Raw genomic sequence first — 12,623 nt, 5'->3', positions numbered from 1 at the left:
TGCCGCTTTCAGCGTCAATCGCCCATGACATCGGCGATCATGACGCTGGCAATCATCGGCATCCGCACGCGCAGCAGCCGCGGCTGCGCGAAGCCGGCCTCGCGCAGCATCGCGGCGATTTCCGCCGCGCTGCGCAGACGCCCCTGCCCCATGGCGAGGAGGTAGATCGCGAAATAGGCGCCGACGCGCTCGGCTCCCGGCGTGCCGGCCATCGGCTCGGCGACGAGGATCCGCCCCCCCGCCGGCAACGCGGCGCGGATTCGTCGCAGCAGCGCCTGCACCACGGCGTCGTCATGGTCGTGCAGCACGCGCACCAGCGTCGCCAGGTCGGCACCGCTGGGCAGCGGGTCGGCGCGGAAGTCCCCGCCCTCGGCCGTCGCGCGGTCGGCGAGTCCCGCCGCCGCGAAGCGCGACCGCGCGCGATCCGCGACCGGCGGCAGGTCGAACAGCGTGAAGGCGGTCGCGGGCGCGCGCGGCGCGACCTCGACGATGAAGCGCCCCTCCCCGCCGCCGATATCGAGCGCGCGGCGGTGCTGCCCGATCGCATAGGCATCCGCGACCTGCGCCGCGACCATGGGCTGGGATGCGGCCATCAGCGCGCTGTAGGGGTCGGCGCCGGTCGCCTGCGCGCCGGCCTCGGTGCCGGCATAGGCCCAGAAGCCGGACAGCGCCTCGCCGCGCCCGGCGCGCAGCAGCGCGATCGGGTCGCGCAGATCCTCGTAGAGCAGCGCGTGATGGCCCACCATCGCCGCGACGCCCGGATTGTCGATCATCGCCGCGCCCAGCGCGCCGAGGCCATAGGCGCCGTTCGCCCGCTGCGCGAGGAGCCGCAACGCCACGCAGGCCTCGAGCAGCCGCGTCGTGCTCGCGAGAGGCAGGCCGAGTCGCAGGGATACGGCGATCGCCGGCATCGGACGTTCGCGCAGCATCTCGAACAGGCCGAGCCGCAGCGCCGCCGCGAGTGCCTGCGCGTAGACGAAGCCCGCGCAGAGGTCGAACAGCGCCGCGGCGCGCCGTCGCGCGATGGGGCGCGTCAGCGGAAAGCGTTCGGCCCAGCGGCGGAAGCGGTCGCTCGCCGACAGCCGCGCCTGCAGCGCGCCGATGCGGTCGCGCAGCGTGGCCGGCGCCGCCGCTGCACCGGCCATGTCACGCAGCCTTCTGCGCGAGCTTCCGCGGCAGCAGGCGCTGCATCTCGCCCAGGATCAGCGCGCCGAGCGCCTCCTGCCCCGGGCAGCAGGGAATCGCGGCGACCGCGCCAGCGGTGAGATCGCGCAGCCGCGCCACCGCGCCTTCGACGCCGAAGCTCCGCACCGCGCTGGGCCGGCCGAGCGCCGCGTCGCGGCCGACCGGCTTGCCGATCTCGGCCTCGTCGGACACCGCGTCGCGCAGGTCGTCGGCGACCTGATAGGCCTCGCCGAGCTGTTCACCCAGCGCGCGCCAGGGCTCCGCCTCGCGCCCCGCGGCGGCCGCACCCGCCATCGCTGCGGCGGCGAACAGCGCGCCGGTCTTCTGCCGCTGGTATTCGGACAGGTCGGCGCGCGGCTCGCATTCCCAGGCCTGGCCGGCGACGATGCCGAAGGGCACGCCGACGCCGTCGCCTACCGCCATCATCACCGCCGGCAGGCGCTCCGGCGCCGTCGTCGCGGCGCGCGCCAGGGCCTGGAAGGCCAGCACGATCAGCGCATCGCCGGCGAGCAGCGCCAGCGGTTCCCCGAAGGCGCGATGCACGCTGGGCCGTCCGCGCCGCGTCTCGGCGTCGTCGAAACAGGGCATGTCGTCATGCACGAGGGAGGCGCAGTGGAGCAGCTCCACAGCCGCCGCCGCCGCCCCCGACAGCGCCGGCCGGTCGTCGCCGCAACTGGCCGCCACGGCCAGCACCAGGCGCGGCCGCACCCGCGCGCCGCGCGGGAAGACCGCGTGGCGCATGGCGGCCGCAAGGCGCGGCGGTGCCCCGACGGCGTCGGCCAGCAGCACCGCATCCGCCAGTGCGCTTTCGATCCGGGTTACCCCATCCATGGCGCACCTCCTGGCCGCGACGTGGCTGTCAGTCCGCCTTGTCGCTTGGAATTGTCGAACAAGACTGTCAATCTGACCTGACAGGCGTGTCAATCACTTTCCGCCGGGACGGGAGGCTGGATGCCGGACGCGCGGGTCGCGGTCATCGGTGCCGGGGTCGGCGGGCTCAGCGCGGCGCTGCTGCTGGCCGCACGCGGACTCGACGTGACGGTCTACGAACGCGCCCCCGCCGTCGGCGGCAAGATGCGGGAGGTGGTCGCCGGCGGCCGCGCCATCGATGCCGGCCCGACCGTCTTCACCATGCGCTGGGTGCTGGACGAGATCCTCGCCGAGGCCGGCGCGCGGCTCGACGACCACCTGGTGCTGCGCCCGGCCGGCATCCTCGCGCGCCATGCCTGGAGCGCGGCGGAACGGCTCGACCTGCATGCCTCGGTCGAGGCCTCGGCCGAGGCGATCGGCGATTTCGCCGGCGCCGCTGCGGCGCGCGGCTATCGCGACTTCTGCGCGCGCGCAGGCCGCATCTACGCCGCGCTCGAAGCGCCCTTCCTGCGCCATCCGCGACCGACGCCGGTGTCGCTGGCCTTCTCGGCGGGATGGCGCGCCTTCCGCGAGGTCTCGCCCTTCGCGACGATGTGGCGCGCGTTGGGCGCGCATTTCGAGGATCAGCGCCTGCGCCAGCTCTTCGGCCGCTACGCGACCTATTGCGGCTGTTCCCCCTTCCTCGCCCCGGCGACGCTGATGCTGATCGCCCATGTCGAGCAATCCGGCGTCTGGCTGGTGGATGGCGGGATGCATCGCATCGCGCGGATGCTGCGCGACCTGGCCGAGGCCCGCGGCGCGCGCTTCCGCCTCGGCGTCGAGGTAAGCGACATCCTCGCCGTCGGGGGACGCGTGCGCGGCCTGCGCCTGGCCGATGGCGAGGTGGTCGAGGCCGGGACCGTGATCGCCAATGCCGATGCCACCGCGCTGGCGGGCGGGCTGTTCGGCGACGCCGCGCGCGCATCGGTGCCGCGGCCCGGCGCGCGGTCCCTGTCCGCCGTCACCTGGACGATGCTGGCCGAGGCGGAGGGATTCCCCCTGCACCGCCACAACGTCTTCTTCGGCGGCGACTCCGAAACCGAGTTCGGCGACCTCTTTGCCCGCCAGCGGCTGCCGGCCGATCCCACCGTCTATGTCTGCGCGCAGGACCGCGGCGACGACGCCGCGCGGGCCGATGGCCCCGAACGCCTGCTCTGCCTCGTCAACGCCCCGCCGACCGGCGACCGCCACCCTCACGACGCTTCGGAGATCGACGCATGCGCGACCAGGTCCTTCGCCCTTCTGGCGCGCTGCGGGCTGCGCCTGACGACCTCTCCGGAGGCGGTGGTCACGACGACGCCGCAGGACTTCGAACGGCTGTTCCCCGCGACGGGCGGGGCGCTGTACGGCCGGGCGGTGCATGGCTGGCAGGCGAGCTTCCAGCGACCGACGGCGGCGACGCGCCTGCCGGGCCTCTACCTGGCGGGGGGCAGCGCGCATCCGGGGGCGGGCGTGCCGATGGCGGCGATGTCGGGGCGCTTCGCAGCCGAGCGTGCGATGGCGGACCTCGCTTCGACGCGCCGGTTCCACCGGACGGCTATGCCTGGTGGTATGTCGATGGACTCAGCGAGGACGGGCGGCACGGCCTGACCGTCATCGCCTTCCTCGGCAGCGTCTTCTCGCCCTGGTATGCCTGGGCGCGGCGTCGCGGCCCCGCGGATCCCCTGCAGCACTGCGCGGTGAACGTCTCGCTCTACGGCGCAGGCGGGCGGCGCTGGACGATGACGGAACGCGACGGGTCCAGCGTGCGGCGCTCCGCGCGGGCGCTGACCATCGGGCGCAGCGCGATGCACTGGGACGGCAGCACGCTGGTGATCGACATCGACGAGGTGACGGCGCCGATCCCTCGCCGCGTGCGCGGAACGCTGCGGGTGCATCCGATGGCGCTCGGCGATCGCGGCTTCCTGCTGGATGCGGCCGGCCGGCACCGCTGGCGCCCGATCGCCGCCTGCGCACGGATCGAGGCGGAGTTCGAATCGCCCGCCCTGCGCTGGTCCGGCCCGGCCTATTTCGACACCAATGACGGCGATGCGCCGCTCGAATCCGATTTCCGCGACTGGGACTGGTGCCGCGCGCCGCTGCGCGACGGCACGGCGATCCTCTACAACGCGCGCCGCGCGGACGGCACCGACCAGTCCCTCGCGCTGCGTTTCGGCCGTGACGGGAAGATCGAGACCTTCGACCCGCCGCCGCCGGTCGCCATGCGCCGCACCCTGTGGCGCATGCCGCGGCCGACGCGCGCCGAGGGTGGCGCCGCCTGCGTGACCGAGACGCTGCAGGACGCGCCCTTCTACTCCCGGTCCGTCATCGCGACGCGGCTTCTGGGACAGGAAGCGACCGCGGTGCACGAAAGCCTCGACCTGCGCCGCTTCGCCGCCCTGCCGGTGCAGATGATGCTGCCCTTCCGGGTGCCGCGCTCAATCTTCTGAGGGCGGCGCGCGCCGCTTGTCGCGACGGAGCTTCAGCAGTTCCCAGATGCCCCAGGCGAGCGGCACGCCGAAGCCGAATGCCAGGTCGAGGATGCCGAAGGTGTAGTCGGACATCGTCGCCTCACGCGCGGCGGCGTTCGCGCGCGTCCAGGCTCGCGAGGAGTTCCGCCGTCCGCACGATGCGCTGGCCGAGCGCCCACCAGGGCAGGCCGGGCGCGACCTGCGGCCCGGCGCGCACGGCGTCGACGAGGAATCGGTTCGCCGCCAGCACCGGCGCTTCGCGCGGGAGCGCGCGATAGCCGAGCACCGCGGAGGCGACCAGCAGCCGCGCCTTGCGACGGCCCGGAACCACCGCACGGCGGGTGACGGAATCGCAGCCCTGGCGTTCCAGCGCGCGCCCGATCTCCGCATAGATCAGCCGCGCCGCCGCAATCCCCGGCCGGCAGTCGGCCGGCAGCAGTGCGATGCCAGCCTCGGCGCGAAGGTAATGGTCATCCGCCGCGCGCAGCAGCCGCGCGACGACGCCGCCCAGCGCCGGGGAGAAGCGTGTCAGGCCTGCGGGTTCGAGGCCCGCCTCCTGCAGCCAGTCCATCGGCAGGTAGACGCGCCCGGCGCGTGCGTCCTCGCCCACGTCGCGGGCGATGTTGGTCAGTTGCATCGCGACGCCGAGGTCGGTCGCGCGGGCCACCGCCTCCGGCGCGCGCGCGCCCATGATCAGCGCCATCATCGCACCGACGCTGCCGGCGACGCGGGCGCCGTAATCCTCCAGCTCGGCCAGCGTCGCATAGCGCCGGCCGCCGGCATCCCAGGCCAGGCCCTCGATCAGCGCCGCCGGCAGCGCCCGCGGGATGGCGTGGCGCGCGACGACGACGGCGAAGGCGCGGTCCGCCGCGCAGGGCCCGGGACGCCCGGCGCAGATCGCGTCGAGCCGTGCCTCGAGCGCGCGCACCGCCGCAACGCCGCCGCCTTCCCGGTCGATCAGGTCGTCCGCGACGCGACAGAAGGCGTAGAGCGCCGTCGCCGGCACCGCGACGCGCCGTGGCAGCAGCAGCGACGCCACGCGGAAGCTGCGCGACCCGCCCGCCAGCATGGCGCGGCATTCGGCGAGGTCGGCGGGATTCATCTCAGGCGAGCGCATGGGCATGGGGCACCAGCCGGTCGAGCACGCGGGCGGAGGAAAGCACGCCGGGCAGGCCCGCACCCGGATGCGTGCCCGCGCCAACGAGATACAGGCCTTCGAGTTCCTCGCTGCGGTTGTGAGGGCGGAACCAGGCGCTCTGCGTCAGCACCGGCTCCAGCCCGAAACCCGAGCCGCGCCAGGCGAGCAGGTCGTCGCGGAAATCGACTGGCGTCAGCATGCGGGAGGTGACGATCTCGGCTTCGAAGCCGGGCAGCACCGTCTCGTGCAGGCGCTGCGCGATGCGCCGGCGCAGCGGTTCGGCGGCCACGCGCCAGTCGATCTCGCCCTGCAGGTTCGGCACGGGCGCGAGGACGTAGAAGGCGTCGCAGCCAGACGGTGCCATCGCCGGATCCGATGCCGTCGGCCGGTGCAGGTAGAGGCTGACATCCGGCGCCAGCACCTTGCGGCGGAAGATGTCGCGCAGCAGCCCCCGGTAGCGCGGCCCGAGCAGGATGGTGTGGTGGCCGACATCCTCGAAGCGCTTCTTCGTCCCGAAATACCAGACGAAGAGCCCCATGGAGGAGGAGGAACGGTCGAGCTTCCGGTCGGTCCAGCGCCGCCGCGGCTCGGCGCCGAGCAGCGCGCGGTAGGTCCAGGCAGAATCCGCGTTGGAGACGACGATCTCGGCCGGAATGGTCTCGCCGGAGGCGAGGCGGACGCCGCGCGCGCGCCCGCCTTCGGCCAGGATCGCGGCGACATCCGCGTGCAACCTGATCGACCCGGCCTGGCTGCCGATCAGCCCGGCCAGCCCGTCGACCAGCCGCCCGGTGCCGCCCATCGCCCAATGCACGCCCCAGCGGCGTTCGAGATGCGGGATCAGCGCGTAGATCGCGCTCGCCCGGAACGGATCGCCGCCGATCAGCAGCGGGTGGAAGCTGAAGGCGGTGCGCAGGCGCTCATCCTTCATGTGCCGCGCCACGGCGGCGTAGACGCTGCGCCAGGCGCCGAAGCGGACCAGCCCGGGCACCACCCGCGCCATGTCCGCCAGCGAGGCGAAGGACGCGTCGCCCAGTTCCTCGAAGCCGAGGCGGCACAGCTCCGCCGACAGGCACATGAAGCGCTCATAGCCCTCGACATCGCCGGGGGACAGGCGCGCCACCTCCGTCCGCATCGCCGCCTCGTCGCCCGAGACGTCGAAGGTCGTGCCGTCGTCGAAGCGCAGCCGGTAGAAGGGCGTCATGGCGCGCAGCGTCACGTCGTCGGCCATGCGGCGGCCGCAGAGCGTCCAGAGCTCCTCGAACAATTGCGGCGCGGTGACGATGGTCGGGCCGGCGTCGAAGGTGAAGCCGTCCTGGCGGAAGACCCGCGCGCGGCCGCCCAGTTGCCCGAGCCGTTCCAGCACCGTCACCCGGTAGCCGCGCGCCCCGAGCCGGACGGCGGCGGCCAGCCCACCGAATCCACTGCCGATGACGACGGCATGTGGGCGACGATCCGGCCTGGGCGCGATGATGTTCAAGGCGCGCGCTCCCGTATCGCCGCGTGGCGCAATCGCCGCGTCCCGACATAGACCAGCAGCGCCACCAGCGGCACGGCGATCGCCACCAGCACGTCATAGGCGACGGGCAGCCCCGCCGCGCCGGCGCCACGCAGCACATAGGCCAGCATGCCGACCACGTAGTAGCTGATCGCCGCGACCGACAGGCCCTCGACCGTTTCCTGCAGGCGCAGCTGCATCCGCGCGCTGCGATCGAGCGAATGGAGAAGCACCTGGTTCTGCTGCTGCCGAGTCAGATCGACGCGCGTGGACAGCAGCTGCGTCGCCCGGGCGATGCGCAGCGCAAGCTGCTCCTGCCGCTGCGCGACCGCGCGACAGGTGTTCATCGCAGGCGCGAGGCGGCGCTCGGTGAATTCGCGGAAGGTCTGCAGGCCCTCGATGCGGCCTTCGCGCAGCTCGGCGATGCGGGTCTGGACCAGGTCGTAATAGGCGGCCGCGGCGCCGAACCGGTAGCGGTTGGTGGCCTCGCGGCTCTCGGTGCCGGCGGCCAGGCGCGTCAGGCGTGCAAGAAGCGCCGGTTCCTCCGCCTCCCGCCCGGCGAGAAGGGAAGCGGTGATCTCCGCCAGCTCCTCCTCCTGCGCCGTCAGCATCGGCACCAGCCCGCGCGCCACCGGCAGGGCCAGCAGCGCCATGATGCGATAGGTCTCGATCTCGAGCAGGCGCTGCACGATCCGCCCAGCCTGCCAGGGCGTCATGCCGTCATCGAGCACGAGGAACGGCACGAAGCCGTCGGCATGGATGCGGAAATCGCCGAAGGCCATGCCCCGGCCGTCGACCAGACGGGACCCGATGATCTGGCCGCCCCCGAAGAAGCGGCCGGCGATGGTCGCGGGATCGCGCGGCGCGCCGGCGCCCGGCAGCATCGCGACATGCGCGGCGTCGACGAGCTCGCCCGGCAGGTCCGCGACCCAATCGGCGGGCAGGGCCGCGATGGCCGGGGTGCCCGCATCCTCGCCGGGGCAGAAGACGGTGTAGCGGCTGAATTCCGTATGCCGTTCCCACTTCAGCCGGAACGGCCCGAAATCGGCGCTGAAATGCGTCGCATCCTTCGGCGGCGGCGCGATGCCGTAGGTCTCGGTCAGGCGGCGGACCGCCTGCCAGGCGGCGTCGCCACCGGATTCCAGCAGGGAGAGTTGCGACACGCGCACCGGCGCAGTGAGCGGCTCCGGCGGCCGCGCATGGACCTCGTCGTTCAGGACCGCGCGCAGCGCATGCCCGGCGGGAAGCGCGACCGCGCCCGTCATGCGATCGCCCCGCAGGCCGCGGCCTCATCGAGGATCAGGCGCGCGACGCGGGCCGGATCCTCCTCATGCGCCAGGTGCCCCAGGCCTGGCAGGCGCAGGATCCGCGCCGCCGGCAGGCGATCCTGGACCTGCTTCGCCTGGTGCGGCGGCACGGCACGATCCGCCATCCCGACGACGAGCAGCAACGGTGCGCCCAGGCGCGGCAGGTCGCGCAGCAGGGGCTGCAGGTCCCAGTTCGCCATCATCCTCAGCGCGCTGCCGATATGCGACGCATGGCGGAACAGCCGCGCATAGAGGTCGACGCCGCGCCGATCGACCTGCGACCCGGTGTCGGCGAGAAGCTTCTCCGCCACGGCGCGGCGCGAGGCCTGCCAGGCAAAGAGCCGCGGCACGAAGGGCAGCCCCGCCAGCACCCGCGCCATGCGGGAGAACAACGCGGCATGCGCCTCCCCCAGCGGCAGCAATGCGGCGTTCAGGCCGATGACGGCCCGCGGCGCGATGGCGCCGTCGAGCGTCATGCGCAGGAGGATCGCCGCGCCGGCCGAATGACCGACCGCGAGTGCCGGCGCGATGTCGAGCGCCGCGACGAGGTCCCCGAGCGCGCGCGCCATGCCGGGCAAGGTCAGCCGGTGCGGCGGCGGGACGGTCGTGAACCCGTGCCCGGGCAGGTCGGGCGCGATGACGGTGAAATGCTGCGCGAGGATCGGCATCAGGTCGCGCCAGGAATGCGTCGATGCGGCCGTCCCATGGACCAGCAGCAGCACCGGCCCGCGCCCCATGACCTGGACATGCCAGCGCAGCCCGCCGGCCTCGACGAAGCGGCTCGCGGTGCGGTTCGGCCAGTCTGCCCCGTCCCGCGACCAATCCGGCCTGGCCGGATCGGCCGCCGCGCGGGGCGCCGGCGCCAGGATGCGCGGCTGCGCGCGCGCCGTCATGTCACGCACTCCGCGCCGCGGCGACGACGGTCGACAATGCAGCGGCATCCGCCTGCGGCAGGGGAACATATCGCGCGCCGAGCGCGCCCGCGAGCGCCCGCCCATAGGCATGCGGGCGCGGCGCCGTATCGACCATCAGGGTCGAGACCCCCGCTGCGCGCAGCAGCGCGGCGGCAGACAGCGCGTCTGCCTCCCCGGCCTCGCGCCCCGTCCGGCCATCGCGAGCCACGTTGGGCCGTGCGTCGGTCACCAGCACGAGCAGCGGCTGCCGCCCCTGGCGGCGTTCCGCATCCGCCAGGGCGCGGGCCATGTCGATCGCCGAGGCCAGCGGCGTCGCCCCGCCCCCGGGCATCGCCGCGAGGCATCGGCGCGCACGCGCAGGCGCCTGGGTCGGCGGCAGGAGCGTGCTGGCCTCGGTACCGCGAAAGGCGACAAGGGCGACGCGGTCGCGGCGCGCATAGCAATCGCCGAGCAGGAGCTCGATCGCTCCCTTCGCCTCGGCCAGGCGATGCAGCGCCGAGGAGCCGGAGGCGTCGACCGCGAACAGCGTCGTCGTCCCGCTGCGCGCCTCGTGGCGGCGCAGCCGGATGTCCTCGGCGCGGATGAGGACCGGGCGCGCATGGTCGCCGCTGGCCCGGCGGCGGATGGTCTGCCAGGGCGCGGCGGAGCGCAGCGTCTCGATCAGCGCGATGCGGCTGCCGGCGCGCAGGGGCCCCGGGCGCGCGCCGAGCACGCGGCCGCGCTGGCCATCCTTCACCGGGGCGCCGCTGCGTCCATCAGCGGCCGATGCCCGCCCGCGGAGCGCGGAGGCGAGCGTGGCGAGCAGGCCCGCCGGCAAGGCCGCACGCATCGCGGCGACGACAATTTCCGAAAGGTCGCTGCCGTCCTTCGGCGGCCCGCCGTCGGCGTCGCCGGGTTCCTCCGCCGGTGGCGGCGGCGCTTCCTCCGGCGCGGCCGGCAGGGATGTCGCCCGCGGGGCGAGGACGAGACGAGCGGCGAGGACGACATCCGCCTCGACCACGTCGCGCCGGCCGTCCAGCGCCGCCGCGGCACGGGCGGTGCGGAGCGCCAGGGTCGGCGCGCGCGGCGAGCCGATCCCGAAGGCGAGCGAAGCCTCGCAGAGCGCGAGAAGCACTTCGTCGGAGGCGCGGACCTCGCCCAGCGCCGCGCGTGCGGCCGCGACGCCGGACTCGTCCGGCCCCGGACCCATGGCGCTGCCAGGGTCGAGCGGCAGATGGAGCGCAAGCCGGTCAGTCAGCGATGGCGGGACGCGCTCATCCTCGCCGGCGCTCTCGTCGAGCGCGACCACCGCGAGGCTCGCCGGCCAGCGCGCCGTGGCGCCATCCCGTTCCAGCGTAACCTCGGCCGTGTCGAGCACGGCCGCGTAGCGCCCCGCGGCGGCCTGCGTCAGGCGCTCCGCCATCGGGATGACGACGACGCCGCCATCGGCATCCGGCAGCGCCCCGCGTTCGAGGCGCAGCCTGCCCGTGGCAAGCGTCGCGGCAAGGTCGATCCCGCCGATCAGCCGGTCGTCCGGCGCATTGGGCGGCAGGCGGCGCCATGGCGCCCCAGCCGGCAGCAGGCCGCGCAGCCGCGCAAGCCAGGCATCGCGGGCCGCGCCGTGCGGCGCGCGCAGCACGGCGCCGCCCAGGCCGGTGGGGTCGACGGCCAGCAATGCCGCGGCCATCGCGGCGTCGCCGCCGGATGGCGCGGCCTCGGTCACGGGCCCAGGATCTCGGCGACCGCGCGATCGACGCGGGCACGGCTGCCCGCCTCGTCGAGCGGATTGCGGCGCAGCCGGTGACCCAGCGCGGCGCTGGCCACAGGGCGCAGCGCCTCCACCGTCACGCTCTCCCGGCCCTCGAAGGCAGCGAGCGCACGGGCGGCGCGGATCAGGGTGAGCTCGCCGCGCAGCCCATCCGTGCCGAGCGCCATGCAGAGCCGGGCCGCGGCCTCGAGCGCCGCGTCCGGCGTGGCGACCTCGGCGAGCTTCGCCCGCGCGCGGACGATGCGACGGCGCAGGCGCGCTTCCGCCGTGCGCCAGGATTCGCAGAAGGCCGCCGGCGCGCGGTCATAGGCATCCCGGCGGCGCACGACCTCGACGCGGGTGGCGAGATCCGTCGGCGTGCGGACCTCGACCGCCAGGCCGAAGCGGTCGAGCAGCTGCGGCCGCAATTCGCCTTCTTCCGGATTGCCGCTGCCCACCAGGACGAAGCGGGCCGGATGCCGAAGGCTGATGCCCTCGCGCTCGACCACATTCTCGCCCGACGCCGCGACGTCGAGCAGCAGGTCGACGAGGTGATCCTCGAGCAGGTTGACCTCGTCGATGTAGAGGAAGCCGCGGTTGGCGCGCGCCAGCAGCCCTGGCTGGAAGACCTTCGCGCCGTCGACCAGGGCTCGCTCGATGTCGAGGGCGCCCGCGACCCGGTCCTCCGTCGCGCCGAGCGGCAGGTCCACCACCGGCACCGGCACCTTCGCAACCGGACGATGGCGCAGCTCGCGGCAGGATTCGCAGAACTGCGCGGGCGCGCCGGGATCGCAGCCGAAACGGCATCCGGCGACGACGGACATCTCGGGCAACAGGGCGGCCAGCGCGCGGACCGCGGTGGATTTCCCGGTTCCGCGGTCGCCCAGGATCAGCACACCGCCGATGCCGGGATCCACGGCCGCAAGCACCAGGGCACGCGTCATCTCCTCCTGGCCGACGATGGCCGTGAAGGGATAGGGCTGTCGTGTCGGCGCCGCTGGCGCCGTTCGCGCCTCGGACGCGAGGGAACCGACGATCCCGTCCATGTCAGGCCGCCCGCTTGAGGCTGAAGCGGGCCCAGACATCGGTCAGCGCGGCGACCAGCCGGTCCATGTCCGCATCGGTATGGACCGGCGAGGGCGTGATCCGTAGCCGCTCCGTCCCCCGCGGCACCGTCGGGTAGTTGATCGGCTGCACGTAGATGCCGTGCTCGTCCAGCAGGATGTCGCTGATCGTCCGGCACAGCACCGGGTCGTAGACCATCACCGGCACGATGTGGCTCGGGTTCGGCAGATGCGGAACGCCGATCGCATCCAGCCGCCGCCGCAGCGTCGCCGCGCGCTCGTGCAGGCCCTCGCGTTCCACCGTGCTGCCCCGCAGGTGACCGATCGCCGCCCGCGCCCCCGCCGCCACCGCCGGCGGCAGCGCCGTCGAGAAGATGAAGCCCGAGGCGAAGGACCGCACGAAGTCCACCATCGCCGACGAGCCCGCGATGTAGC

The 12,623-nt window shown here is 74.1% G+C and carries 12 protein-coding genes; 2 read left to right on the top strand and 10 right to left on the bottom strand.

Features of this window, described 5'->3' with window-relative positions:
• Positions 1-14: 14 nt before the first annotated feature.
• Both GWK15_RS22145 and GWK15_RS22140 read right to left on the bottom strand, forming a co-directional pair.
• The gene (locus GWK15_RS22145; RefSeq protein ID WP_168043581.1) at positions 15-1,145 is read right to left on the bottom strand and encodes a methyltransferase; all 1,131 of its coding nucleotides are present in this window, start codon (positions 1,143-1,145) and stop codon (positions 15-17) included.
• Position 1,146: 1 nt separating this feature from the next.
• On the bottom strand, positions 1,147-2,016 hold the full coding sequence (locus tag GWK15_RS22140; protein ID WP_168043580.1) for a polyprenyl synthetase family protein: 870 nt from the start codon (positions 2,014-2,016) through the stop codon (positions 1,147-1,149).
• A 120-nt stretch (positions 2,017-2,136) separates the two neighbouring features.
• On the opposite strand from GWK15_RS22140, the gene crtD reads away from it, so the two are divergent.
• Both crtD and GWK15_RS22130 read left to right on the top strand, forming a co-directional pair.
• The gene (gene crtD / locus GWK15_RS22135) at positions 2,137-3,684 is read left to right on the top strand and encodes a 1-hydroxycarotenoid 3,4-desaturase CrtD (RefSeq protein ID WP_168043579.1); all 1,548 of its coding nucleotides are present in this window, start codon (positions 2,137-2,139) and stop codon (positions 3,682-3,684) included.
• Between the two features lie 89 nt (positions 3,685-3,773).
• Positions 3,774-4,523 (top strand): carotenoid 1,2-hydratase, encoded by a 750-nt coding sequence (locus tag GWK15_RS22130; RefSeq protein WP_338147313.1) that lies wholly within the window; start codon positions 3,774-3,776, stop codon positions 4,521-4,523.
• On the opposite strand, the gene GWK15_RS26415 is transcribed toward GWK15_RS22130, so the two are convergent.
• The 8 genes from GWK15_RS26415 to GWK15_RS22095 form a co-directional block, all read right to left on the bottom strand.
• On the bottom strand, positions 4,512-4,637 hold the full coding sequence (locus GWK15_RS26415) for a hypothetical protein (protein WP_272870081.1): 126 nt from the start codon (positions 4,635-4,637) through the stop codon (positions 4,512-4,514). The genes GWK15_RS22130 and GWK15_RS26415 overlap by 12 nt on opposite strands.
• A 7-nt stretch (positions 4,638-4,644) precedes the next feature.
• The gene (locus GWK15_RS22125) at positions 4,645-5,646 is read right to left on the bottom strand and encodes a phytoene/squalene synthase family protein (RefSeq protein ID WP_245211825.1); all 1,002 of its coding nucleotides are present in this window, start codon (positions 5,644-5,646) and stop codon (positions 4,645-4,647) included.
• A gap of 1 nt (position 5,647) precedes the next feature.
• A complete protein-coding gene (locus GWK15_RS22120; protein ID WP_168043577.1) occupies positions 5,648-7,159 on the bottom strand; it encodes a phytoene desaturase in 1,512 nt (503 codons plus the stop codon).
• Positions 7,156-8,442, bottom strand: coding sequence for a DUF3422 family protein (locus tag GWK15_RS22115; protein WP_168043576.1), 1,287 nt, complete (start codon positions 8,440-8,442; stop codon positions 7,156-7,158). Before GWK15_RS22115 ends, GWK15_RS22120 begins: the two co-directional genes overlap by 4 nt.
• Positions 8,439-9,377: an alpha/beta fold hydrolase BchO gene (bchO, locus tag GWK15_RS22110; RefSeq protein ID WP_168043575.1), complete on the bottom strand. Its 939-nt coding sequence runs from the start codon at positions 9,375-9,377 to the stop codon at positions 8,439-8,441. The genes GWK15_RS22115 and bchO overlap by 4 nt, the downstream gene beginning before the upstream one ends.
• A gap of 1 nt (position 9,378) precedes the next feature.
• Positions 9,379-11,100 (bottom strand): magnesium chelatase subunit D, encoded by a 1,722-nt coding sequence (locus GWK15_RS22105; RefSeq protein ID WP_338147312.1) that lies wholly within the window; start codon positions 11,098-11,100, stop codon positions 9,379-9,381.
• The gene (gene bchI, locus GWK15_RS22100; protein WP_168043574.1) at positions 11,097-12,170 is read right to left on the bottom strand and encodes a magnesium chelatase ATPase subunit I; all 1,074 of its coding nucleotides are present in this window, start codon (positions 12,168-12,170) and stop codon (positions 11,097-11,099) included. Before bchI ends, GWK15_RS22105 begins: the two co-directional genes overlap by 4 nt.
• Before the next feature lies 1 nt (position 12,171).
• A partial coding sequence (locus GWK15_RS22095; protein ID WP_168043573.1) for an aminotransferase class I/II-fold pyridoxal phosphate-dependent enzyme occupies positions 12,172-12,623 on the bottom strand: 452 nt, incomplete at its 5' end.

Origin of the sequence: Neoroseomonas oryzicola, from assembly GCF_012163135.1 — a bacterium.
GTDB lineage: Bacteria > Pseudomonadota > Alphaproteobacteria > Acetobacterales > Acetobacteraceae > Neoroseomonas > Neoroseomonas oryzicola.
This window is presented reverse-complemented; position numbering and strand designations above follow the sequence as displayed.

Coding starts and splice junctions, on each gene's coding strand:
- GWK15_RS22145 (WP_168043581.1), bottom strand. CDS start 1,145: ATGGCCGGTGCAGCGGCGGCGCCGGCCACGCTGCGCGACCGCATCGGC.
- GWK15_RS22140 (WP_168043580.1), bottom strand. CDS start 2,016: ATGGATGGGGTAACCCGGATCGAAAGCGCACTGGCGGATGCGGTGCTG.
- crtD (WP_168043579.1), top strand. CDS start 2,137: ATGCCGGACGCGCGGGTCGCGGTCATCGGTGCCGGGGTCGGCGGGCTC.
- GWK15_RS26415 (WP_272870081.1), bottom strand. CDS start 4,637: ATGTCCGACTACACCTTCGGCATCCTCGACCTGGCATTCGGCTTCGGC.
- GWK15_RS22125 (WP_245211825.1), bottom strand. CDS start 5,646: ATGAATCCCGCCGACCTCGCCGAATGCCGCGCCATGCTGGCGGGCGGG.
- GWK15_RS22115 (WP_168043576.1), bottom strand. CDS start 8,442: ATGACGGGCGCGGTCGCGCTTCCCGCCGGGCATGCGCTGCGCGCGGTC.
- bchO (WP_168043575.1), bottom strand. CDS start 9,377: ATGACGGCGCGCGCGCAGCCGCGCATCCTGGCGCCGGCGCCCCGCGCG.
- bchI (WP_168043574.1), bottom strand. CDS start 12,170: ATGGACGGGATCGTCGGTTCCCTCGCGTCCGAGGCGCGAACGGCGCCA.